A 24,144-nucleotide genomic window follows, 5' to 3' on the forward strand; every position below is an offset into this window, starting at 1 on the left:
CTACGTCCTTCGCGCGTGCAGGAGCAGGATGGAGGACGCCGACGGGACCGCGCAGGCCAGCCGGTCCAGCGCTCGCAGCGGACGCGGTACGCCGTGGAAGGGCGCGCCCCGCAGCCGTTCGACCTCGAAGCCCGACGCCGTCACGAACTCCCTCAGCGCGCGGGCGGTGTAGAGCCGCAGATGGCCCACGACCTCTCGGCCCGGGCGGCCGTGGATCGCGCGCAGGCTCACCTCCGAGAACACGGGCTGCACACCGGCAAGGAGCAGGGCGCGGTTGTACCAGGCGGCCAGGTTCGGGGTGGAGAGCATCAGGTGGCCCCCCGGGCGCAGGACCCGGCGGATCTCGTCGAGTGCGCTGTCCGGGTCGACGAGGTGCTCGATGACCTCGCTGAACAGCACGGCGTCGGCCGACGCCGTCCTGAACGGCAGCCCGCCGTCGGTGAGTTCGCCGCGAATCGCGTACGGCACATGGGCGTGGGCCCGTCTGAGGGCGTCCTGCGACCAGTCGACGCCGATGAGCCGGTGTCCGGCGAGGAGGGGCGCGGCGGTCGCGGCGGCGGAGCCGTCGCCGCAGCCGATGTCCAGGACGGTCCTCGTACCAGCCGTCGCCGGGCCGAGCGCGGCGGCAAGCATGCGGGCCTGGCGCAGGCTGCGGGCAACGCCGGAGGCGACGGGGACGCCGGGGTCCTCGTAGAAGTCGCGAAGTCCCCGGCGTACGACGTCTGTTGCCGGGGTTGCCGCAGGGGCCTTGGTCGTCATGGGCCGTTCTCCTCCGTCGCGTGCAGATAGTGCTCGAAGAGGTCGCGGAGGTGGGCGCCGTCACCGTGGCTGAGCAGGGTCCGCGACCAGCGCAGGGCGACGTGCAGGCGGCCCGCGGTGGACGCGGTCGTGACGGTCAGCCCGCGGGGCATCCGCGCGGGCGCCGAGAACCAGACCGCGTTGGCGCGGCCCGCCGCCTCCCCGAAGTCCAGCGGGTACGGGATCCGGCCGATGTTGCTCAGCAGCGTGGTCGACGTCCAGGGTCCTGCCGCCCTGCGCAGACCCCGGGTGAGGGCGGCCCGCCAGGCCACCGGGACCACGGGGGCGGTCAAGAGGGCGGCCCCGTGGCCGAGTTGAGGGCGGTCCACGGATTTCAGGGCCTGGGTGCGGAGCGCGGTGCGGCGCAGCAGCTCGCCCATCCGCGCTGGATCCGTCTTCTCCGGCAGCCCCAACTCTTCGGGGGCGAAGGTGACTTCGACGAGTCTCGTGCCGTTCCCGATGGGCATGTCCATATCCCTGGAGCGGTCGTCGACCGGCATGGTGATCCGCAGCGGGCGTGGGCGGGCGCCGTGTTCCCTGTTCCAGTGGGCGAGCATCAGGGCGGTGGTGACCATGAGCTGGTCGTTCACCGTGTAGGGGGAGCCCTTGGGGCGGCGCGGGACGTTGAGCTCGGTGACGAGCAGGCCGTTGCCGGGGGAGGGTTCGGGGGTGCCGTGGGCCACGCGGGCGGGCGGGGCCCAGCTGGAGGGGGTGTCGACCCGCTGGGCCTCCGGGGCTCCGGGAGTGCGTACGGGGGGTGCGGCGGGGGAGTTGTCCCGGCCGCCGTACAGTTCCGCCGCCGTGGCCAGGATGCGGAGGCAGGCGGGGCCGTCGAGTGCCGTGTGATTCATGGTGAGGAAGAGGACGGTGCCCTCGGACGCGCCGTCCTCGTCGACGACTTCCAGCCGGACCGGCGGTGCGGCCGACAGCGGAGGGGCGTCGTCCAGCGCCCGGTCGCGGGCATGCTTGAGCGCGTCCCGGTCCGGCGGCGGGAACGTCACGACCTCCACGTCCGGACCGTCGGTGAGCTCCCACTCGTAGCGCCGGCGGTACCAGGGGCCCGGCGCCTCCCGCATCAGGATGCGCGGGTGCCGGCGCAGGGCCTCGGTGAAGACCGACCGCAGGCGGGCGTGGTCGAGCCGCCCCGGCAGATGGACCTCGATGTGAACGGTCTCCGGCTCCGCCTCCTGGAGGCAGTGCCGGGAGACTTCGTCGACAACGGGGAAGGGAACCCGCACGGGGGGCCCGACCGGCCCGCCCGCACCGTTCCGTGCCGCGTGCTCGACCGCGGTCATGTGGCCTTGTCCCTGGGTGCGTCGTCCGAGGGAGTCGCCTTGAACCTCGACTTACGGAACGGGTTCCGCACGGTCGGCGGCTCGGGTTCGGGCTGGGCGGATCCGGGACCACGGGCGGAGATGGTCGGCCCGGACAGTTCGGAAGGATCCAGCCCCTCCGGCGTTTGAGGAGCGGGGTCCGGGGCGGAGCCCCGGGAAGGGACGGGTAGGGGCGGAGGGGGCGAACCAACATCGGTCCCCGACTCGGACCGCACAGCCGACGCACCGGGATCGCCGCCGGGCTTCCCCTTGCCCGGCTCGCCCCCGGCGGGCGGCCCGAACGCCCCCGGCCCCGGGTTCTCCCCCCGCACCCGCTGCGGCAACGGCGCCGTCGGCGCCTCCGCCCCGGGAGCCCCCGGCGGCGCCCCCCACTGCCAAGGCGGCGGCCCGGCGGGCACAGCCTCCCGCACAGTCACCAACGCCGCGAACAACCCGATCAACGCCAGCAGTTGAGCCACCGGCCCGAACGCCCCCGCGTCGGAGGCCACCGCCTCCCCGGCCCCCGTCGAGGCGGCAATCCCCGCCCCGGCCAGCGCGAGAAACGCGATCGGCACGAGCAGCGAATGCCGCTTCCACGCGAGCAGCGCCAGCACAGGCACCAGCAGCGCGAAGAACCCCGCGATCACGATCCCCACCAGGGTCAGCGCGACCAGCCCCAGCCACACCCCGGGCCCCGCCGGAACCGGCTGCGGCTCGTCGGGGTTGGGCGAGCGCCGCCGCCACAGCACGAGGCCCACCAGCGCGGCCACGCCGACCCCGCCGCCGATCAGCCCGGCCTCGTACGTCGTCGAGGGCTCGTACGACAGCTTGACCGTGCCGCCCGAGCCGGACGGGATCTGCCAGCCCTGCTGCCAGCCGTCGAGCCGTACCGGCGTGAGCTCCTTGCCGTTCAGCGTCGCCTTCCAGCCGTCGTTGAAGTTCTCGTACGTCGTGAGGTAGGAGGCCGCGCCCGAGCCGACCGTCACCTCGCGGCGGTCGCCCAGCCAGTCGCGTATCCCCAGTTCACGCCCGGCGGTGGGGGCCTCCGTGACCGTCCCGCGGGTCAGCGTCACGTCGGTGACGGTGAGCGGTCCCGCGTCCCCGGCCTCGACCCGGTGCGAGCCGGATGCGAGGTCCAACTCCGCGTCCTCGCCGCCTTCCTGGCAGAGCGTCAGGTCGATCGCGCGGCGCTCCACCAGGTCCTGCACGGTCCCGGCCGCGCTCGTCGCGTACAGCTTCCCGTCGACCGCGAGCACCGGCCCCTTCCCGCAGGGGAGCGAGAACTCCCGGGTGGCCGAGGGCTGCGGGGTGCGGTACTGGTCGAGCGCCGGAATGTACGCCTCCGTGAGTCCGACCGGCAGTTGCAGGTCGGCGTCCGCGACCGGGTTGTGGACGGTCAGCGGCGCGGTCTCGGTGACGGTGATGTCGAGCTGGTCGGTGGTGATGGGCTCGAAGCGGGCCCAGCCGTTCTCGTCGACGCCGACGATCGCCGCCCCATCAGGGGAGCTGATGGCGATCTTCGTGGGCCGGGTGGACAGACCGCCCGCCGGGGCCAGGACGATCGACGAGACCGCCTGCTTGTCCGGCCAGCTCAGGTGGATCGTCGGGTTGTCGCCCGCGATCCACGCCGTCGTCAGGTCGCCGTCCGTGAGATTGCGCGCCGACAGACCCGCGCCGAGCTGCGCCGTCGAGTCCGCCGTCGCGGTGATCCGGCTCTGCTGCTCCGGCGCCACCTCGTAGAGCAGTTTGTCGAGTTCCTCGCCCGGTACGGGGACCGCGCTCGCCTTGATCTCGTACGTCCCCGACGTCGACGTCGAGAAGACGCGGTGCAGACCCGCCTCCGTGCCCGTCGGGGAGAGCCCGGTGGGGTCGGCGGAGCGGTGCAGGGAGACGATCTCGGCGGTGGCGTCCGAGTCGCCGGCGTCCGTCGGGAGCCGCAGCAGACGGGTCACCTGGACGTTCGGGAGGTCGATCTCGGAGAAGCCCGCACCGGTCAGACCGGCGTGCTGCTCCGTGGAGTCGACGATCGTGATCTTCAGCCAACTCGTGTCGCCGACAGGTGACTTGATGCTCTGCGCCATGCCGTTCGGCTGGAGATAGCTCGTGACGGAACCCTTCTCCGTCTCCACCCGCACTCGCGTCGCCGCGGACCGCACCCCGTCCTGGGGCAGCGGCGTCACCTTGAACGACGACGGCATGTCCACGGAATCGGTGAAGCCGATCCGCAGCCACTGCCCGTCCGCCGAGCCCGCCGCGCCCTCCGCCCAAGCGGTGTCCGGATTGCCGTCGAAGGCGTTCACGGGGTCGTACTGCGGAAGGTAGAACAGCCAGTTGCCGGTCGAGGAGGCCGTCACCGAGCGGGCGCCGCGCAGTTCGGCGACCGTCTGGTGGTCGATGCCCTCCGTCGGCAGGATCTGGTGCGGTTCCTCACCCGCGTCCTGCGCGCTGTCGCTGTCGTTGCGCTGGTCGGCCGTGTACGTGTACGAGGTGTTGGCGTTGACCAGGCCGAAGCGGGTGTCGGCGCGCCGCAGCCCGTCGCCGAGGACCTGGAGTGCCGGGGTGCCGAGCCCCGGATGGTTGTCGCCGGTGAGCACGGTGGCGCGGTCCCGCATCGCCGGGTCGGCGGAGAGCGGGAGGAGAGCCTCGGGGCCGCCGGAGACGACGGCGGTGTCGGCGATCGGCTTGAGCCCGGCCTGCCCCGGCCGTGGCACGTCGTCGCTGACCGGCTCGTAGATCTCGACGGAGCGCTGGCGCGGATACAGACCCTCGACCTGGAGGGGAGTGTCCTCGGCGATCCGGCCACCGGTCATCACCGGCCCGAAGCCGGTCACGCGCTGGTAGCCCGACTGTTCCAGGGTCCGCTTCACGGTCGTGGTCGGAACGTAGCCCAGCTGGTCGGGGTCCAGGTCATTGCGTACGACGACGTAGTAGAGGCCGGCCCGGCTCAAGTAGTCGGCCAGGCCCGGGACTTCGGAGCCCGACATCAGGGACTGCTCGACCGCGTCCATCGCGCGCCGGTTGCCCGCGGTGCCGAAGGGGACGTAATCGCGTTGCGCCCAGCGGGAGTCGGCGAGTACGTCCAGGGGCTGGTCGATGGGCGAGCCCCAGGTGTAGATGCCGTGCGCGGTGGCGGGGACGACGAGGGCGCGGGAGTCGGGGGAGTACTTCTCCAGCCAGTCGGCCGTGCTCTGCCAGTACTTGGGGAGCTCCTGGAACGAACCCGGGTTCAGGATCGACCCGTTGAGATACGGCCAGGCGAGCCCGGGCAGGATCAGGACCGCCGCGATCAGCGGGGCGAGACGGCGCCCGCGGACCTGCCTGGCCCCCCGCTGCTCCGAGGCGACCCCGACCAGATGGGCCAGCCCGAACACGAGGGCGAGCGCCAGCCCCGTCTGGAACTTGTAGATGTTGCGGAACGGGACGAGCCCGCCGTTCAGCCAGTCCTGGACCACGCCGTGGAAGGGCGCGCCGAACGAACCGCCGTACCCGGCAAGGGTGATGAGCGCGACCGTCAGCACGGTCAGCACGAGCCAGCGCCGCTCGGGCATGTCACGGCGGGCGAGCCCCGCAAGGCCCAGGCCCGCCGCGAGCGCCGAGCAGACGATCACGATCACCGAGGCCACGACGGTCCAGCCCGCGGGCAGCCAGGCCTCGCCGAAGTGCAGATAGGCGACCCAGTTCCCGGCCCCGCGCAAGGTCTCCGTCGCCGACATGGTGGCCGTCGTGGTCTGCGAAGTCTCCACGTACGGAAGGAAGTTCTCCCCGTAGATGCCGAGCACCAGCAGCGGGACCACCCACCAGGCGGTCGCCAGGAGCACGCCGGGAACCCACCAGGCGATCAGCTTGCGCTGCCGGGGGCCGCGTGGGCGGGAGAGGAGATACAGGCCGACGGGGAGGAGGGCGGCGAGGGTCGAGGCCGCGTTCACACCGCCCATGAACGGGATGATCAGCGCCGAGCGGAGGGCCGCGATACGGGCGCTGTAGCGCTCGTTGGTGAGCGGGAGCAGGACCCACGGGAGGAAGGCGCCGGGGAGCGCGGCGGCCGAGGTCGAGCCGACGACGATCGTGAACACCGGCCACAGCGCATACGCCACGGCGGCGAGCAGACGGGACGCGGGCGTGCCGATCCGCAGCCGCTCGGCCAGCCGCAGCGCGCCCCAGAAGGCGACGGACACGACGAGCGACAGCCACAGCCGCTCCGCCAGCCACACCGGGAGGTCGATCAGCTTGCACAGGCCGTAGAACGGCAGCATCGGCCAGACATAGCCGACGTACTGGTCCTGGATGCCGCCGAAGCCGCCCCGGTCGTGCCACAGCTGCCCGAGGTCGGACAGGAACTGCCACGGGTCGAGCGCGACTCCGAGCTTGGTGTCGAAGGTCGTGCGCCCGGGGTGCACCACCAGGAACAGCACGAACACAACAGCCCAGAACCCCAGCAGCCACCGTCGCGACCGCGGCCCCTCAGGGGGGCCCGAGGTGGTCGCGACGGGGCGGACGGCTGCCGGGGGTGGAGCCTGGACCGTGCTCGTCATGGTGGACACCGCCGGAGGATGAGGAGGAGATTCCAGGTGGCGAACTCGCGCAGCCCCGGCGCCTTCGCGACGGCTCCCGCGAGGAACGGCCAGTAGCGGGAGCGCGCCGAGACGACCGTGACGTCGTCGCGGGCGCGCACCTGCCGAAGGGTGGTTCCGATGTGGACGGCGAAGAGGTTCTCGCCGAGGGTGTGCTTGGCCGGTTTTCCGGTACGGCGGCTGTAGCGGGCCCGCGCCCGCTCCGCGCCGAAGTAGTGCCAGGGCGCCCACTCGTGACCGCCCCACGGGGAAAGCCAGTTGGTGAACGACACATAGATCAGCCCGTCCGGCCGGGTCACCCGCACCATCTCGCTGATGAAGGTCCCCGGATCGGCCACGTGCTCAAGGACGTTGGAGGAGAAGCAGACGTCGGCGACCCCGTCCGCCAGGGGCAGCAGATAACCGTCCGCCACGACGGCCGAGTCGGGCGGCTTCGGCCCCAACTCCGCCATGTCCGGCTCGAAGAGATAGGCGTGCGCCCCGCGCCGCCGGAACTCCTCGGTGAAGTACCCGCTGCCGCCGCCGACGTCCACGACGGTACGGCCCTCGACGGGGCCGTCGTACGCCTCGACCTGGTCGGCGGCGTCCCGGGCGAGCAGCGAGTAGCAGGCCTCGGGGTCGTCCTGCTCGTGCAGGAACGCACGGAAGAGGGCGAGGGAGCGGCGTATGGAGGGGTCCTTGAGACCCGTACCCCCACTCGCGCGCTCGTCCGCGCCCTTTCCCGTCCCGGTCGGGGCCGTCATGGCGCCCAGCTCCTCACCGCCTCGCCGGCCACCGCCCTGAACTGGCGGACCGTGTGGTTCCAGCGGTACTGGGCGGCGCGGTCGCGGGCCGCCTTGCCCATGAGGGTGCGGCGGTGGGTGGACAGGGCGAGGGTGCACCAGGCCGCGGCGAAGGAGGACTCACCGCGGGCCAGGACGCCCGTCTCGCCGTCCACCACCGAGTCGCGCAGACCGGGTACGTCGAAGGCGATCGCCGGGGTCTCACGGACCGCGGCCTCCGTGACCACCAGGCCCCAGCCCTCGACGGCCGAGGGGTGCAGCAGCAGCCAGGCGGCACAGAGCAGCCGGTGCTTCTCCGCCTCGGAGACATGCCCGGCGAACTCCACGCCGGGGCCCGCGAGTTGCTCCAGGCGCTCCCGCTCGGGGCCGTCTCCGACGATCACGAGACGGCCGCCGGTGACCGGGCGTACCCGCTCCCACAGACGCAGCAGCAGATCGATCCGCTTGTACTCGACGAGCCGCCCCATCGCCAGGAACAGCGGCTCCGGTGAGCGCTGGCCCCGTGGCCCCGGCTCCTCGACGCCGTTGTGCACGACCCGGATACGGTCCCGCTCGACCCCGATCGCGCGCAGCGCGTGCGCCGTCGACGGAGAGACGGCGACCAGCAGGTTGCGGCGCTGTGCGGCGCCCGCCAGCGCCCAGTGTTCGAGTCTTCGGCCGATCCGGGCCGCGGGCGCCATCGGTCCGCCGAACCGCATCCGCCACAGGTCGGTGTGGACGTGGTTGACCAGGCAGAGCGTGGGTCCGTGGTGCCACATGGGCGCCAGGTACGGCATGCCGTTGCACACCTCGACCAGGAGGTCGCAGTCACCGACCTGGCGGTGGAACGTGGGGCGGGCGCGCAGGTAGTGGCCCAGGTCGCCGCCCGCCGAGACGACCCGGTAGTCGCGGTAGGCCGCGGGCCCGCCGCACAACAGGGTGACCTGGTGGCCGAGTTGGGTCAGCCCCTCGGCGAGTCGGTCGACCAGCAGCTCGGAGCCGCCTGCGGCCGGGTTGCCGAGGTCACGACGGGCGAGGAAAACGATTCGGCGCGGCTGGGGGGGAAGCGCCGGAGGGTGCTGCGCGTTGCGCGGGAACGCGGCGCGCAGCGACGACGGCACGTGCTGGGGCATGGGTGCTCCAACTCGTCTCAGGGTGCGGAACTCAGCGTGGGGGGTCGGGCGGTGGGGCGGTGGGGCGTGGCGCAGGGTGCGGGATCTCGGATCCGCCGGGGGCCGGCGGAGCTTCAAATCTTCCGATCTGTGGAGTATTGGGGTACTGGCTGTATCGGGAGTGTGGGCGGGCTGTGCTCGGGTGGGGGTGGACAGTTTTCGCCGAGCCGTCGGATGCTGCTACTCACCGAGGTGACAATTTCCGGGGTTTGTGAGCTGACGCCTCATCACATCGTGGGCGCAGGCTGGGAGGACTCGGGCGTATCGGGATGTGGACGCCCGCGTACGACCAAAACGACTCCCGCCGCGGCGAGGACAAATCCCAGCACACCGGCCCCGATGGGCACCGTCTGCCCCACGGCTTTCAGCTGACCGCTCTCCTCCTTCGCCCGGTCCACCGCGAACTCCTGCGTGTCCGCGGTGAAGGCGATCTTCTCGCTGTCCAGGAGCACCGCCGCGTCCTCCGTGCCGCCCGGCGCCCGCAGGGTCTTGCGCGGTCCGGTCTGCGCGTACAGCACGCGTCCCGTGCGCTGGTCGACGACGAGTTCGACGCCGTGGTTGGCGTACCACTCCTCGGCGAGCACCTGGCTGCGCTCGGGCAGGTCGACGATCGCGCCCGGTACGAGCCGCGTCCCGGTCTTGGTCGCCGGGACCGTGCCGGTGAAGCGCAGGCCCTCGTAACCCCGGATCTTCTTGGTGCCGCGGTAGTTCAGAGTGACCGTCGCGCCAAGGGAGTTGTCCCACCAGCGGTACGCGCGTTTCTGCACGTCGAAGGGGAACTTGAGGTACGCCTCGCCCTCGATGTAGGGCTTCTCCTGGCAGCAGTGCACCGGCTTGTTGGTCGTCCGGTCCATGACCCACCGGTGCGGGGTGAACTCCAGCGCGTCGTGCGGGTCGGCCGCGGGCAGCGACTTGTCCGTGTCGACCGTGGTCGTCACGTCCCAGACCCCGTTTCCGCTGGTCTCGCTGGCGGCGACGTCTCCGCGCACCTTCTGGGTGACGGTGATCTTCTGGTCGGGCATGGTGGCGACCTGCTCGACGTCGAAGACGCTGCCCGTGCCTGTGTAGACGGCGGTCTGGTCGATGTCGATCGGATTCACGGCGGCATGTGGTTTCACGTACCACGCGAGCATCGGGGCCAGTACGAGGAGAAAGGTCCCGAGACCCAGCAGGATCAGGGAGAGTGGCGAGGCTTTCCGGCGCATCCGGGCACTCCAGGGGGCGTGTGGCGGCTCGACGCGCGGGTCGTGCGGGCGGGTCGACACCGTGGGGAAAGTGCACCTGCGGTATGGGCCGGGAACCGTAGGCGCACCCTTGACGGAGTGTCAATGCATTGTCGAGACTGTGGACTTGCCGGACGGGACCGGCGAACATCGGGAACGCACCACGGGATCCAACCGGGGAACGGGCAGGGGCCGCCGGCCGCACGACCATGGGACGACCACGGTCACGCGGGCGAAGCGGCCGGGGTGGGGACGACCTCCGACAGAGAGGCTGACCCGCGATGTCCAGACTGCTCGCCGCCGCACTGACCGTCCTGGCCGCCACCGCACTCGCGATCGGCGCCGCGCTAGGCATCGTCGCGCTGCTCGACGCGACCCCCAACCAGCCGAACACCCCACTCATCACATACGAGAACGCCGGACAGGAGCGCTGACGTGCGCGCCACGGGCTGCTACGCGGGGGTCGAGGCGTCTGCCGTGAACGGCCGTGGCGGGGCTGACGTGCCCGCCGCCGATGGGCGTACCGGGGTCGAGTTGGCTGTTGCGGAGGGCCGCGCCGGAGCCGGCCTGGACGGCCGTGCCGGGGCCGACATGCCCGCCGCCGACGGCCGTACCGGAGTCGAGGTGCCCGCCGTGGACGCCCGCGCCCGAGCCGGCGTGCCCGCCGCCGACGCCCCCACCGGACCCCGCGTAACGCCCCGCCACACCCGAGCCCGGCCCGGTCGGCCGGTTCGGCCGAGCCCGTCACCCACCGGAGCGCTGACGTGACGCCCCCGCCCGTCGTGCGAAGGAGTGCCGACGTCACTCCACCGGCGGCCGTGCGAGGCAGCGCCGACGTGAGCCCACCGTCGCCCATGCGCGGGAGCGCCGACGTCACCCCACCACCGCCCGTGCGAGGCAGCGGCGATGCGACCCCACCGCCGGCCGTGCGCGGGAGCGCCGATGCGGCCCCCCGCCCGGGGGCCGTTCCGACGCGCTCGGCCTGGCGGGACGTCCCCCGGCTCCAGGTGCGTCAGTTCGCGGCGCTCGCGATGGCCGAGGCGCCGGTGCTCGCCGAGGAGATCCTGCAGGAGATCCGGCACGAGTACCCGCAGCTGCCCGTCTTCCTCGACGACTCCGGCGAGCCCATGGCGCTGATCGGCATCCGCCGCGCCATCGAGGTCTTCGTGCAGCACCTGGAGACCGCCGAGGGCCGCCCCCGCGTCCACCCCGAGGTCTTCCAGGAGTTCGGCCGCGGCGAGGGCCTGAACGGCCGCAGCCTCGACTCGCTCCAGGCGATCTACCGGCTCGGCGTCCGGCTCGCCTGGCGCCGCTTCGCCGAGATCGGGCAGCGGGTCGAGATCCCGCCACCGGCGATGTACGAACTCGTCGACGCCGGATACGAGTACCTGGACGGCCTGGTCGACCAGTCCGTACGGGGCTACGCGGAGGCCGCCGCCCGCCAGGCCGGCGAGCGCCTGCGCCTCCAGCGCCGCCTGATGGAGCTGCTGCTCGCCGAACACCACCGCGGCGACCCCGCCGAGGCACTCGGCGAACGTGCCGCCCGCATCGGCTGGCCGCTCCCCGAGAAGGTGGCCGTCGGGGTACTCCTGCGCCCCGCCCGCGAGGCCGTCGCGCCCGCTGTCGGCCAGGGCGTGCTGCTCGACATGGAGTACGAGCAGCCCCGCATGGTCGTACCCGAGCCGGACGCCGCGGGCCGCCCCGAACTGCTGCACCGCGCGCTGACCGGCTGGTCCGGCGCCATCGGCCCCCCGGTGCCGCTCGCCGACGCGGCGAAGTCACTGCGCTGGGCGGAGGCCGCCGTACGCCTCATGGAACGGCGCCTGCTCCCCGCAGGCGAGGTCCTGCACTGCACGGAACACACCGAGGCCCTGGTCCTCCTCCAGCCCGAGGAACTCATCGACGACCTCGCCCTGCGCTGCCTCGCCCCGCTCGCCCACTGCGGCCCCACCCACGGCCGCCGCCTCGCCGAGACCCTGCTCGCATGGCTGGAAACGCGCGGTGGCGCCCCGGAGGTCGCGGCCCGTCTCGGCGTCCACCCTCAGACGGTCCGCTACCGCCTGCGCCAGATACGGGAACTGTGGGGCGACGAGGTCGACCACCCGGACCGCCGCTTCGAGCTGGAGCTCGTCCTCAGGGCGCAACGCCTGCGCGGCGAGCTCGGCGACCCCAGGACGCGACGGTGACCACGTACCACCAAGGGCGGTAGTCACCCGTCACTCAGGTAGTCCACGGTCACACACAGCGCACACCCATTGCCCGCCCAATACCACTATGAGTAACCTGTGTTCGCCATGCCGATCGTCTGTTGAAATTTCGAACACAAGGGAGGGGGCCGGTTGTGGGACGCCTGGTACCTGCCGTAACCCGAGCTCTGGACATACTCGAGCTCTTCCTCGACGGGGACGGCACGCTCTCCGCCCCCGACATCGTGCGCAAGCTGCAACTGCCGCGCACGACCGTGCACGAACTGGTCACCACGCTCGCCGCCCGCTCGTACATCGTGCAGGTACCCGGCCAGCCGGGACGCTACCGGCTCGGTGTGCGGCCGTACCAGCTGGGCAGCCGGTACGCCGAGCAGCTGGACCTCGCCGCCGAGGGCCAGCAGGTCGCCCGCTCGGTCGCCGAGACCTGCGACGAGACCGTACACGTGGCCATCCTGGAGGGCACCGACGTCATCTACATCGCGAAGGTGGACTCCACGCACGCCGTGCGCATGGTGTCCGCCGCGGGCCGGCGGCTGCCCGCCCACTGCACCTCCGTCGGCAAGATGCTGCTCGCCTCGCTCCCCGATCCGGAGCTGACGTCCCGCGTCCCGGACGACGCCGACCTGGTCGCCATGACGCCCAACAGCATCACCGAGCCGGCCGCCCTGCGGGTGGCCCTCGACGAGATCCGGCAGCGGGGCGTCGCCGTGGAGAGCCGCGAGTCCAACCCGGACGTGAGCTGCGTCGCCGCCCCGGTGCGCGACCGCACGGGCCAGGTCGTCGCCGCGCTCTCCATCTCCGTACCGATGATCCGCTGGAGCGACGAGCGCCTCACCGAACTGGAGCAGCTCGCCGTGAAGGGCGCCGCCGAACTGTCCGAGCGGCTCGGCCACCGGAGCGTGGGATGACGGCCGTCGAGGTCGCGGTACGCGAGTACGCGACGCTGGGGGAGGGCCCCACCTGGGACACCGCCGCCCAGCGGCTGATCTGGGTCGACATCCTCGGCTCGCGGATCCACACCTACGACCCGGTGACCGGGCGCCGCACGGTCATGGTCACCGAGCAGCACGTGGGCGCCGCGAAGCCGCGCACGGACGGCGGCCTGGTGGTCAACCTCCGTGACGGCGTGGGGATCTACGACTTCACGGGCTTCCGCTGGCTGCACCGGGACGTCGTTCCCGGCCGCCGCGGCAACGACGCGGCGGTCGCGCCCGACGGCTCCCTGTGGACCGGCACCATGCGCTACGACGAGGCGCCGGGCGGCGGCACGCTGTCACGGATCGCCCCCGACGGCACCGCGGCGACCGTCCTCGACGACGTCGCCGTCAGCAACGGCACCGGCTGGAGCCCCGACGGCCGGCTGATGTACTACATCGACTCACCGACGCGCAGCATCGACGTGTTCGACGTCGGTGCCGACCAACTCCCGATCAACAGACGGAAGTTGGCCTCGGTGGACGAGGGCTTCCCCGACGGTCTCACCGTCGACGCCGACGGCTGTGTGTGGGTGGCCCTCTGGGACGGCGGCGCGGTCCGCCGCTACACGCCGGACGGCGAACTCGACCGAGTGATCGAGCTCCCCGTACTCCGCCCCACCGCCTGCGCGTTCGGCGGCGCCGACCTCACCGACCTGTACATCACCACAGCCCGTACGGGCCTGGAGGCACCGCACCCGATGTCGGGCTCGGTACTGGTGGTACCCGGCGCCGGCAAGGGGCTCGCGCAGCCCGCGTTCGAGGGTTAGCCCCGCTCCGACGGCGAACTCCCTGAAGTCCCCGACCGCGTGCCGGTCGGGGACTTCTGTTTTTGCGCAAACCATTGACTAGAAAGCGCTTCCTATCTACGGTCCCGTTCGAAGTTACGAGCGCTAATCGAAATCTCGAACAAGATCATTCCGAGTAGTTCGGACAACAAATCTCCGACAGTAAGGGCAGGGCATGGGACGACCTGACCTGGATCGCCGACACCTTCTCGCCGGCCTGGGCGGGCTGACGGTCGCGGGCAGCCTCGGCTTCGCCGCACTCGGCACCGGCGCGGACGCACTCGCGTCCAGCGCGAGCACCCGGGTCCGCTACTGGAACCTCTTCAGCGGCGGCGACGGCGCCAACATGATCGCGATGCTGGACGCCTTCCGTAAGGCGAACCCCTCCATCGACGTGAAGGACTCCACCCTTCAGTGGGGCAACCCCTTCTACACCAAGCTCGCCATGGCGGCCGCGGGCAACCGCGCACCGGACCTCGGCGTCATGCATATGGGCAGGGTCGCGGGCTTCTCGCCGGGGCGGCTCCTCGACCCGTGGGACGAGGAGCTCCTCGCCAAGTACGGCGTACGCAAGGAGGACTACAACCCGGCGCTGTGGAACCGCGGTGTCATCGACGGCAAGCTCTACGCCCTGCCGCTCGACATCCACGTGCAGCTCTGCTTCTACCGCAAGGACGTACTGAAGAAGGCGGACCTGCTCGGCGACGACGGCCGGATGATCCCGGTCACCTCCACCGGCGAGTGGTTCGACGTCCTGAAGAAGGCCAAGAAGGTCCAGAAGAAGGGCCTGCAGACCATCGGTCTGTGGACCAACGACCAGAACTTCCAGTGGTGGTTCTTCGTCGCCTTCTACACCCAGCTCGGCGGTCGGTGGTTCAACGACGACGACCCCGCAAACACAGAAGTCCTCTTCGACGTCGACAAGGCGACCCGGGTCCTGGAGTTCTTCCGCCGGCACGTAACCGACGGATACGTCATCCCGGGCGCGCCGACCGGCGAGCAGTTCATCAACGGCGCCCCCTTCACCTGGGAGGGCAACTGGTCGGTGCCGGTCTTCTCCGGCGCCGAACTGGACTACGGCGCGACCCCGCTCCCGCCCGTCTTCGGCAAGCAGGCCACGCACGCCGAGTCGCACGCGTTCGTCCTGCCGCACCAGGCAGGGCGCGGCGGCGCCACCAACGAGGCCGCGCACGAGCTGGCCGCGTACGTCGTCACGCACGCCCTGCAGTGGGCGGCCGGCGGCCACATCCCCGCGTACACACCGACGCTGTCCACGGACGCGTACAAGAAGCTGGAACCGCAGAACGAGTACGTGAGCGCCATGGACCACCAGGCCACCGAGCCCAAGGTGTGGTTCGCGGGCTCCACCGGCGTCCTCGCCCAGGACCTCGGCCCCGTCGTCGTCTCCTCGACCATGGGCTCGGCCAAGCCGGCCGCCGTCGCGCGGACGATGAAGAGCCATCTCACCAAGCTCCTCGCATCGAAGAACCCGATGGACGGCAAGACCGCAGCGCAGGGAGGTGCTGTCGCATGACGACCAGTGCTGAGACCGTCATCGCACCGGCGCGGGTGAAGACCGCCGCCACCGCGACCGTCCGCCGCAAGCAGGGCTTCCAGCACGGGGGTTGGTTCGTCGCCCCGTTCCTGGCGCTCTTCGTGCTGTTCGTGGTCTGGCCGCTGCTGCGCGGCGTCTACCTCAGCTTCACGGACGCCAACATCTCCGGCGACAGCGCGAGCTTCGTCGGCCTCGACAACTACCGCGAGGCCCTGAACGACCAGGCGATGTGGGACGCGCTCGGCCACAGCGCGTACTTCACGCTGCTCGTCGTGCCGTGCATCACGGTCCTGGCCTTCCTGCTCGCGATGCTCGCGCACCACATCGAGCGCGGCAAGTGGCTGTGGCGGCTGTGCTTCTTCGTGCCGTTCCTGCTGCCGTCGACCGTCGCGGCCAACATGTGGCAATGGCTGTTCACCCAGGGGATCGGCCTGTTCAACGAGACCTTCGGGCTCGACACGCCCTGGCTGACCGACAAGTCGTACGCGATGCTCGCCATCGTCATCGCGACGCTGTGGTGGACGGTGGGCTTCAGCTTCCTGCTGTACCTCGCCGCGCTCCAGGGCATTCCCGACCACCTCTACGAGGCCGCCGAACTGGACGGCGCGAACGCCTGGCACCGCATGGTCCACATCACGCTCCCGATGCTGCGCCACATCACCGGCCTGGTGATCGCGCTCCAGATCCTCGCCTCGCTCCAGCTCTTCGACCAGGCCGTCGTGATGATGGACTTCGGACCGGGACCGGAGATCAGCACCCGCTCCTTCGTCCAGTACACCCTCGAACAGGGCTTCACCAGCTACCGCGTGGGCTACGCCTCCGCGATGTCCATCATCTTCTTCGTGATCATCGCGGCCGTCGCCCTCGCGCGGATGGCGCTGCTGCGCAACCGTGAGGAGGGCGGCCGATGACCACGGCTACAACCACCCCTGTACGTAAGTCCCGCAAGCCCTGGACGCCCAGCCAGATCGTCCTCACGCTGCTCGGCGTCGCCGTCTCCGCCGTCTTCTTGGCGCCGATCGCGGCGGCCCTGCTCACCTCGCTCAAGTCGGAGGCCGAGGCAGCCGAGATCCCGCCGCACTGGCTGCCGAAGGTCTGGACGGGCCAGGCCTGGAAGGGCCTCTGGGAGACCGGCAACATCACGAACTGGTTCGTCAACTCCCTAGTGGTGTCGGTCCTTGTGACGGCCGTCGTGGTCACCGTCGCCGCACTCGCCGGATACGGTTTCGCCCGCACCGAGTTCAAGGGCAAGTCCGTCCTGATGGGCGTGGTGATGGCGGGCCTGATGATCTCCCCGGCCGTCCTGGGTGTCCCCCTGTTCACCACGGTCCAGCAGATGGGGATGGTCGACACCTACTGGGGCATGATCCTGCCGCAGTGCGCGCCCGCCGCGATGGTCTACATCCTCTACAAGTTCTTCCAGGGCATTCCCAGGGAGCTGGAGGAGGCCGCCTTCATCGACGGCGCGGGCCGCTGGCGCGTCTTCTTCACCATCATCGTGCCGCTCTCGCGCCCGTCCCTCTCCGCGGTCGGCATCTTCACCTTCATCGCGTCCTGGAACAACTTCCTGTGGCCGTACATGGTGACCAACAACCCCGACCTGATGACCATGCCGAACGGCATCGCGACCGTCATGAACTCCTACGGAATCCAGTGGGCCCAGCTCATGGCCGGCGGCCTGATGGCAGGCCTGCCGCTGATCATCGTCTTCGTCTTCTTCCAGCGGCAGATCGTGGCGGGTGTGGCACACACCGGCCTCGCGGGCCAGTAACTCCAGACAGGGGATACGCAGTTGAAGCGCTACAGACTCGCGGCAACCCTCGCCGCCGCCCTCCTCGCCTTCCTCCCGACCACCGCGCAGGCGGCCGCCTACCCCGACCCCCTCCTCCTCACCGGCCAGGAGATCATCCACGACCCGACCGCCCTCCACCTCAAGAACGGTCTGTACGTGGCCTATTCGACGGGCGGGATCATCGGCGCCCGCCTCTCCACGGACCTCCGACACTGGGACGACGCGGGCAACGCCTTCGCCGAGCCGCCCTCCTGGTGGTACGAGTACAACGACACCGCCGACCCCTGGGCCCCCGACATCTCCTACCGCGCGGGCAAGTACTGGCTGTATTACGCGGTCTCCTCCTGGGGCACCAACCACTCCGCGATCGGCGTGGCCACCTCCACGAGCGGCATGCCCGGCACCTGGACCGACCAGGGCAAGGTCTTCACCTCCGAGACCTCCGACACCTGGAACGCCATCGACCCCGCCGTCATCCAGACCGACGGCGAACTGTGGATGTCCTTCGGCTCGTACTGGACCGGTATCCGCATGGTCGAGCTGAACCCGAGCACCGGCAAGGCCCTCGCGGGCGCGACCGTCCACCACCTGGCAACCCGCCCCGACCTCCCGTACGCCGTCGAAGGCCCGTACATCGTCAAGCACGGCCACTACTACTACCTCTTCGCGTCGTACGACGCGTGCTGCGCGGGCGTGAACTCCACGTACAAGATCAGGGTCGGCAGGTCCCCGACGATCACCGGCCCCTACGTCGACAGCACGGGCAAGCCGATGTTGGAGGGCGGCGGCGACCTCCTCCTGGCCGGCCACGGGCGCTACATCGGCACGGGCGGCGAGTCGGTGTTCCGCGACCGAGGCCAGGACTGGCTGGCGTACCACTACTACGACGCAGAGGACTCAGGCACGCCCAAGCTGGGGCTGAACGCCCTCGGCTGGACAAAAGACGGCTGGCCAAGCGTCCGTTAGGGGCGCGGGGAACTGCGCGACCAGCCCAATCGAACCCGCAGACAAAACTCAACCCCCGGAAGGAAGAGATGCGCACCGCCCACTTCGCCCTGGACCCCGCCTTCACCATAGGCAAGGTCAACCCCCGCCTGTTCGGATCCTTCGTAGAACACCTCGGCCGCTGCGTCTACACCGGCATCTTCGAGCCGGCCCACCCGTCGGCGGACGAGGCGGGCCTGCGCCAGGACGTGCTGGAGCTGGTCCGTGAGCTCGGCGTCACCACCATCCGCTACCCCGGTGGCAACTTCGTCTCCGCCTACAACTGGGAGGACTCGGTGGGCCCGGCCGAGGACCGCCCCCGCCGCCTGGACCTCGCCTGGCGCTCCACGGAGTCCAACCGGTTCGGCCTCTCCGAGTACATCGCGTTCCTCAAGAAGGTCGGCCCGCAGGCCGAGCCGATGATGGCCGTGAACCTCGGCACACGCGGCGTCCCCGAGGCCCTGGCGCTCCTGGAGTACGCCAACCACCCCTCGGGGACCGCCCGTTCGGACCTGCGGGTGGCGCACGGGGACAAGGACCCGTTCGGCATCAAGTTGTGGTGCCTGGGCAACGAGATGGACGGGCCCTGGCAGACCGGGCACAAGACCGCCGAGGAGTACGGCCGCCTCGCCGCCGAGACCGCGCGCGCGATGCGCCAGATCGAGCCGGACCTCGAACTCGTCGCGTGCGGCTCCTCCGGGCAGAACATGGAGACGTTCGCCGCGTGGGAGGCGACCGTGCTCCAGGAGACGTACGACCTCGTCGATCACGTCTCGCTGCACGCCTACTACGAGGAGACCGACGGCGACCGGGACTCCTTCCTCGCCTCCGCCGTCGACACCGAGTCCTTCATCGAGAACGTGGTGGCGACCTGCGACCACGTGGGCGCCCGCCTCAAGTCGAAGAAGAAGATCAACCTCTCCTTCGACGAGTGGAACGTCTGGTACCAGAGCCGTCCCAACCCGCACCCGGTGGAGGACTGGCAGGAGGCCCCGCGCATCCTGGAGGACGTCTACTCCGTCACGGACGCGGTCGTCTTCGGCTCGCTGCTCATCGCGCTGCTGCGGCACGCCGACCGGGTGACCGTCGCCTGCCTCGCCCAGCTCGTCAACGTCATCGCGCCGATCATGACGGAGCCGGGCGGCCCGGCCTGGCGGCAGACGACGTTCTTCCCCTTCGCGCAGGCCTCGGCGTACGGGCGCGGGGAGGTCCTCGACGTACGGGTGGACTCGCCGACGTACGAGACGAAGAAGTACGGCGAGGCGGACCTGCTGCACGCCACCGCCGTGCGCGCCGAGGACGGCTCGGTGACCGTCTTCGCGGTCAACCGCAGTCAGACCGAGCCGCTGCCGATCGAAGTCGCCCTGAACCGGCTGGGGTTGACGACGGTCGTCGAGCACAGTGCGATCGCCGACGCCGACCCGGATGCCACCAACACCCTGGACGACCCGGAGCGGGTCACTCCGCACCGGGTCGAGGGGGCCACCCTCCAGGACGGCACGTTGACCGCCGTCCTGGAGCCGCTGTCCTGGAACGTGATCCGGCTCGGCTAGGCGGATGTGCGGCCGGGGGAGTCCACCGCCTTCACAGGCACTCCACCGGCCGCGCTGCCCATCAGCGTCAGCTTCACCTCACCGGGACCTGAGGGTGTGGTCCCGTCGGACAGGACAGCGAGGGCCAGTGTGTTGGCTCCACGTGTGCGCAGCACCCCGTTCGGCAGGACGAAGGTGTGCTGGGGGCCTACGTCGTTGATGTACTGGCCCATGTTCCAGCCGTTCAGGAAGATCTGGACGCGGTAGGCGCGGGCGGGGTCGTCGGTGAGCGTGAGCCCGATCGAGGCGTCCACGCCGGGGTCGACGGCGAGCCGGAACCCGGTCCGGTACCAGACGACACCCTGTCGCCGCTCGGCCCGGGGGAAGTCGACGACCTTCCAGCCGCCGTCCGCGAACCCCGGCAGATGCCAGCCCTCGCGTTCCCCGTACAGCCCGCCGTTGTTGAGCGGCCCGCGCACCGGGTCGGCGGCCCCCTCGCCCCGAATCCGCCAAGTGACGGCCGGAGAAGCCCCGTTGAAGGTCACGGCGGTCAGTCCCCGGGCCACCTTGTGCGTGTCGTCGGCCTTGCCGTCCTGGTCGTGCTGCATACGGCGGACGAGGACGGAGAGGACATGCGGCCCTTCGTCGACCTGGACGGGGAAGGTCGCCGTGTCCGTCCAAGTCCCTTGCCGCACTGTCTTCTTGTCCGGCACCGGCATCCGGTGCGTACCCAGCGGCTTCCCGTCCAGCCACGCCATCAGCAACCCCTGCGTGCCCGTGGTGAAGGCGAGCGACACCGTCTCCGCCGCGCCGCCCTCGAAGTGCCCCCGGTACCAGACGTCCCCGTAGTGGAATCCGTAGTCGTCGGCGAACAGCACGGGCTGCCCGGCCGGTACGGGGGTGGTGCTGAACGAGGACGTCCTGTTCGCGAGCCGCCACGCCGAGTCGTCGAAGCCGGCCTCGGACTCCGGGTTCTCCGCGGACCGCCGCCAGTTGGCCAGCTCGGGGAGCCGCACACCCGGCACCCCGGGCAGCCGCTGCTCGGCCCGAAGACTCCCGGACTTCGTGGCGAGCGTCCTCAACGTGCCCTGATTCCAGACGACTTCGCTCACACCCCGTGGCCCCCAGACCTCCAGGTCGGCCGCCTCCACGGTGTCCCCGGTGAGATGAAGGGCCGAGCCGCGCACGGTGGCGGTGCGCAGCAGCGCCGGGCCGCGCACCAGTACCGGCCCCGACGGGGTGTCGTACCGCCACAGCCGCCCGGAGGTCCCGTCGTCGGCGAGGAGCAGCAGCAGCGGTGCCGAGGTGCCGCCGCCCTCCACCAACACCCGTACAAGACCGTCGAGTTGAGCGGAGACCCGGAGCACGCCACTCTCGTACTCGTGTACCGCTTCCCCCTCCAGCACGGTGACGGTCGGCTCGCTCGCGCACTCCAACGCGGTCTCGATGCGCTCGCCGGAGCGCCCTGTGAGCACGGCGATGTCCTGCCGTCCCGCCGAGAGCCAGAGCATCGGCTGCGCGGTGGAGTGCCGCAGCTTCCGACGCCCGACGGCGATCCCGGTGGCGAGGAGCCGGGCGTCGCGGGCGGGCACGGTGAGCGGCAGCTCCGCGAACGGAAGCTCCGTCGTCACCTCCGCCGCGCTGTCATTGCGTACGACATAGAAGTGGGCGCCGGTGTCCGGGTTGACCAGCGGATACACCTTGACCTGCGGGTCCGTCCCCGCGAGCGCCTCCGCCCGGTCCAGCTTGGCCAGGTCGGGCACGGAACGCAGCAGCTGCCCGATCTGGTGCATCGGGATCAGCTTGGGGGTCGGCCGACGGGCCTCGTCGAGGGCGGCGCCGTAGTCGTACGAGGTGTAGACGATCGGCGCGGGCAGCCAGCCCCAGGAGGTGCCGCCGAAGGTCATGTAGACATTGTGGATCTTGATGCCGTTGGCGAGGTTGGTGAGGTAGAAGCGCCGCTCGTACGCCGCGTCACGCGTCCTGGCCGACTCGGCGTACCCCAAGCCGCCGAACTCCACCCCGCCCCACGGATCGAACCAGCCGCCCCCGAACTCGGGCACGAACCCCGGGGTCCGCGGACTCGCCGTCGAGCCGCCCTTCGTACCGCCGACGCCGAAGTAGCCCCAGTCCGGCGGGGGTTTGAAGGGCGACGGATACCCGTCGAAGCCGTACAGGTAACGCCCCTTTTCCCCACCGGTGTCGAAGGTCCCGGGGGCCCAATGCCCGTTCCTGCCCTTGTCGTTGTGGAACAGCGGCACGTCGATTCCGTCGGCGCGCGCCTTGGCGTACAGGTGGGCCATGTAGTCGCGGCCGAGGGGGCTGGTGACGTGGTCCGCGTACTCGTTCTCCAGCTGGTAGAGGACGACCGTGCCGCCGCCGTCGCTGTAGAGGTGCCGGGCGACGATGCGGTCGACGACGGTCAGCCACTCGTCGACGTGCTTCAGATAGGTCGGGTCGGAGGTCCGCGCCGTGCCCTTGGTGGCGGTCAGCCAGCCGGGGAAACCGCCCGCGTCGACCTCGGCGTTGATGTACGGACCCGGGCGCAGGATCACGTACAGGCCGGTCTCCGCGGCCATGCGCAGGAACAGGTCGAGGTCCCGGACGCCGGTGAAGTCGTACTTCCCGGGCGCGGGGGAGTGGTAGTTCCAGGACACGTAGATGCTGATGGCGTTGTAGCCGTGGGCGCGCAGCTTCTGCAGGACGTCCCGCCACAGGGACGGGCTCGGGAGGCGGAAGGGGTGGACCTCGCCGGACCAGAGGACAACGCGCCTGCCGTCGATCAGCATCGAGTACTTGTCGAAGCCGATGGTGTGCCGGTGGCCGTCGGCGCCGGGCGGTCCGGGTGCGGGTCCGGTGGGTGCGGTACCGGCGGCGTGGGCGCTGCCGCTCCCACCGGCGCTGTTCAGGATGAGGCCGAGTGCGGTGGTCGTGGCGAGTGCGCTGAAGGTACGTCTGCTCAACACCATGTGGTTCTCCGGTGGACAGGGGCGGCGCGGGTGCGGCCATTGTCCACAGCGATTCGCCCCACAATGGTGGCATGAGGATCTCGGCGCGGGCGGATTACGCGGTACGGGCGCTACTGGAGCTGGCCGTCCGGCAGGACGACGGCGCTCCGGTGAAGGCCGAGGTCATCGCCACCGCGCAGGTGATTCCGTACAAGTTCCTGGAGGGAATCCTCGCCGACCTCCGGCGTGGCGGCCTGGTCGTCAGCCGGCGCGGCGGCAGCGGCGGCTATGTGCTGGCCCGGTCCGCCGACGCGATCACCGTCGCGGATGTCATCCGTACGGTCGACGGCCCCATCGTGTCGGTACGCGGCGAACGGCCCACCCAGCTCACCTACACCGGGCCCGCCGAACCGCTGCTGCCGCTGTGGGTCGCGGTCCGCGCCAACGTACGGCGGATCCTGGAGGGCGTCACACTCGCGGACATCGCGGCGAACGCCCTCCCGGAACCGGTACGGAAGCTGGCGGCGGAGCCGACGGCCTGGGAGAACCCCTGACCCCCGCTGCTCGGATGCCTGTTCAGTTGCCGCAGCCCGTGGAGACGCGGGCCTTGTTGGACCAGGTGTTGGTGGTCACGTCGAGCGCCATCAGCGTCGAGTTCTTCGCGTAGCCGTAGGCGGTGCAGTCCAGCAGGCCGGTCGTGATGTTGAAGGCCCCGCCGTGGCGCCCGGAGAGGGAGCGCGCGGTCGTGGTCTTGTACCAGACCGGAACGCCCGGCACGCCACCGTCCTTGTAGAGGACCATCTTCACCTGGCCGCCGATGGTGAAGCTCTGGCCGCGCAGGACCAGGCCGTAGACGCCGATCGTGCTCGGCGAGCGGGTGGCCCAGATGTACGGGTTGTACCCGTAGGCCTTGCCCTCCACCGCGGCAGGCCCGGTGGCCGTCGGAGACGCCGACTTGGCGGCGTTCGTACGGGCGGCCGTGTCCGGGTTCCCGCCGCACCCGGTGGTGGCGACGGCGGCCGCGGCGAACAGAGCCGCGAGTCCGAGTGTGGTGGTGCGGCGGCCGGAGCCGGTGATGTTGACCATGTTGTTCTCCCCCTGGAAATCGTCGGCCGCGACCCCGTGGGCGGCCGGCGTGCAGAGGGACACCGGGACGCGTACGGCGGTTGCGGCGGCGTGTGCGACGAGACCGTCACAGGGTTTGCGGTGGGGTCGGGCGGCGCGCGGAAACCGCAGGTCAGAGGTGTTGGCCCGGGGAGTCCTCGGTGGCCGGAGCGTAGGCGTGAATTCGCCTGCGAGCGGAGGGCCGTACGTCCCGAGGCACTAGCCGGACCGGGCCCGCTGAGGTAGCCGGGGAGGTGAGGGCCTCCGGTGGAGGGCCGGGTTCCGTCTGTGAAGCATCCTCATTCCGCACTAAGGCCGTACTCAGGTTCAGCCCCTAACGTCACGTCCCGTTAATCCCTATCGAATCGATAGGAAAGACCGGAAAGGCCGGAGCGGCCGGAACTACGGCTGGAATGACGGCC

The 24,144-nt window shown here is 70.8% G+C and carries 19 protein-coding genes; 11 read left to right on the forward strand and 8 right to left on the reverse strand.

The genetic code is table 11. The annotated features are described in order from the left end of the window. From OG266_RS30700 to OG266_RS30725, 6 genes are all read right to left on the reverse strand, one after another. The gene (locus OG266_RS30700) at positions 1-759 is read right to left on the reverse strand and encodes a class I SAM-dependent methyltransferase (RefSeq protein ID WP_371549555.1); all 759 of its coding nucleotides are present in this window, start codon (positions 757-759) and stop codon (positions 1-3) included. Further along, positions 756-2,093 (reverse strand): condensation protein, encoded by a 1,338-nt coding sequence (locus tag OG266_RS30705; protein ID WP_371549557.1) that lies wholly within the window; start codon positions 2,091-2,093, stop codon positions 756-758. The genes OG266_RS30700 and OG266_RS30705 overlap by 4 nt, the downstream gene beginning before the upstream one ends. Next, the gene (locus tag OG266_RS30710; RefSeq protein WP_371549558.1) at positions 2,090-6,643 is read right to left on the reverse strand and encodes an alpha-(1->3)-arabinofuranosyltransferase family protein; all 4,554 of its coding nucleotides are present in this window, start codon (positions 6,641-6,643) and stop codon (positions 2,090-2,092) included. The genes OG266_RS30705 and OG266_RS30710 overlap by 4 nt, the downstream gene beginning before the upstream one ends. After that, complete coding sequence (locus OG266_RS30715; RefSeq protein WP_371549560.1) at positions 6,640-7,425, reverse strand: class I SAM-dependent methyltransferase; 786 nt, start codon at positions 7,423-7,425, stop codon at positions 6,640-6,642. Before OG266_RS30715 ends, OG266_RS30710 begins: the two co-directional genes overlap by 4 nt. After that, positions 7,422-8,576, reverse strand: coding sequence for a glycosyltransferase family 4 protein (locus OG266_RS30720; protein WP_371549562.1), 1,155 nt, complete (start codon positions 8,574-8,576; stop codon positions 7,422-7,424). Before OG266_RS30720 ends, OG266_RS30715 begins: the two co-directional genes overlap by 4 nt. Before the next feature lie 266 nt (positions 8,577-8,842). Then, entirely contained in the window at positions 8,843-9,820 is a 978-nt protein-coding gene (locus OG266_RS30725; RefSeq protein WP_371549564.1) for a DUF3068 domain-containing protein, read from the reverse strand. 299 nt (positions 9,821-10,119) lie between these two features. Here OG266_RS30725 and OG266_RS30730 point away from each other — a divergent pair, with 299 nt between their 5' ends. The 10 genes from OG266_RS30730 (at position 10,120) to OG266_RS30775 (ending at position 19,691) form a co-directional block, all read left to right on the forward strand. Beyond that, positions 10,120-10,272 carry a hypothetical protein gene (locus OG266_RS30730; RefSeq protein WP_371549566.1) on the forward strand — a complete coding sequence of 51 codons (153 nt, stop codon included), beginning with the start codon at positions 10,120-10,122 and terminating at the stop codon, positions 10,270-10,272. A gap of 1 nt (position 10,273) precedes the next feature. Beyond that, a complete protein-coding gene (locus OG266_RS30735) occupies positions 10,274-10,606 on the forward strand; it encodes a hypothetical protein (protein ID WP_371549568.1) in 333 nt (110 codons plus the stop codon). A 68-nt stretch (positions 10,607-10,674) separates the two neighbouring features. Beyond that, entirely contained in the window at positions 10,675-12,024 is a 1,350-nt protein-coding gene (locus tag OG266_RS30740) for a helix-turn-helix domain-containing protein (RefSeq protein ID WP_371549569.1), read from the forward strand. Positions 12,025-12,179: 155 nt separating this feature from the next. After that, positions 12,180-12,953 (forward strand): IclR family transcriptional regulator, encoded by a 774-nt coding sequence (locus tag OG266_RS30745; protein WP_329547809.1) that lies wholly within the window; start codon positions 12,180-12,182, stop codon positions 12,951-12,953. Beyond that, entirely contained in the window at positions 12,950-13,789 is an 840-nt protein-coding gene (locus OG266_RS30750; RefSeq protein ID WP_371549572.1) for an SMP-30/gluconolactonase/LRE family protein, read from the forward strand. Before OG266_RS30745 ends, OG266_RS30750 begins: the two co-directional genes overlap by 4 nt. Positions 13,790-13,982: 193 nt before the next feature. Next, complete coding sequence (locus tag OG266_RS30755) at positions 13,983-15,341, forward strand: extracellular solute-binding protein (protein ID WP_266463090.1); 1,359 nt, start codon at positions 13,983-13,985, stop codon at positions 15,339-15,341. Further along, positions 15,338-16,273, forward strand: a complete 936-nt coding sequence (locus OG266_RS30760; RefSeq protein ID WP_371549575.1) for a carbohydrate ABC transporter permease — start codon at positions 15,338-15,340, stop codon at positions 16,271-16,273. The genes OG266_RS30755 and OG266_RS30760 overlap by 4 nt, the downstream gene beginning before the upstream one ends. Next, positions 16,270-17,133 (forward strand): carbohydrate ABC transporter permease, encoded by an 864-nt coding sequence (locus OG266_RS30765; RefSeq protein WP_266463096.1) that lies wholly within the window; start codon positions 16,270-16,272, stop codon positions 17,131-17,133. Before OG266_RS30760 ends, OG266_RS30765 begins: the two co-directional genes overlap by 4 nt. Before the next feature lie 21 nt (positions 17,134-17,154). Further along, the gene (locus OG266_RS30770; protein ID WP_371549577.1) at positions 17,155-18,120 is read left to right on the forward strand and encodes an arabinan endo-1,5-alpha-L-arabinosidase; all 966 of its coding nucleotides are present in this window, start codon (positions 17,155-17,157) and stop codon (positions 18,118-18,120) included. Between the two features lie 68 nt (positions 18,121-18,188). Further along, on the forward strand, positions 18,189-19,691 hold the full coding sequence (locus tag OG266_RS30775; protein WP_266463102.1) for an alpha-N-arabinofuranosidase: 1,503 nt from the start codon (positions 18,189-18,191) through the stop codon (positions 19,689-19,691). Here OG266_RS30775 and OG266_RS30780 read toward each other — a convergent pair. Further along, on the reverse strand, positions 19,688-22,639 hold the full coding sequence (locus OG266_RS30780) for a beta-galactosidase (protein ID WP_371549579.1): 2,952 nt from the start codon (positions 22,637-22,639) through the stop codon (positions 19,688-19,690). The two genes, OG266_RS30775 and OG266_RS30780, sit on opposite strands and share 4 nt — an antisense overlap. 71 nt (positions 22,640-22,710) lie before the next feature. Between OG266_RS30780 and OG266_RS30785 the strand changes: the two genes are divergently transcribed. Beyond that, the gene (locus OG266_RS30785; protein ID WP_329547813.1) at positions 22,711-23,172 is read left to right on the forward strand and encodes an Rrf2 family transcriptional regulator; all 462 of its coding nucleotides are present in this window, start codon (positions 22,711-22,713) and stop codon (positions 23,170-23,172) included. 22 nt (positions 23,173-23,194) lie between these two features. On the opposite strand, the gene OG266_RS30790 is transcribed toward OG266_RS30785, so the two are convergent. Then, positions 23,195-23,704, reverse strand: coding sequence for a hypothetical protein (locus OG266_RS30790; protein ID WP_371549581.1), 510 nt, complete (start codon positions 23,702-23,704; stop codon positions 23,195-23,197). Positions 23,705-24,144: the final 440 nt, after the last annotated feature.

The sequence above is a fragment of the Streptomyces sp. NBC_00554 genome (assembly GCF_041431135.1).
Taxonomy (GTDB): domain Bacteria; phylum Actinomycetota; class Actinomycetes; order Streptomycetales; family Streptomycetaceae; genus Streptomyces.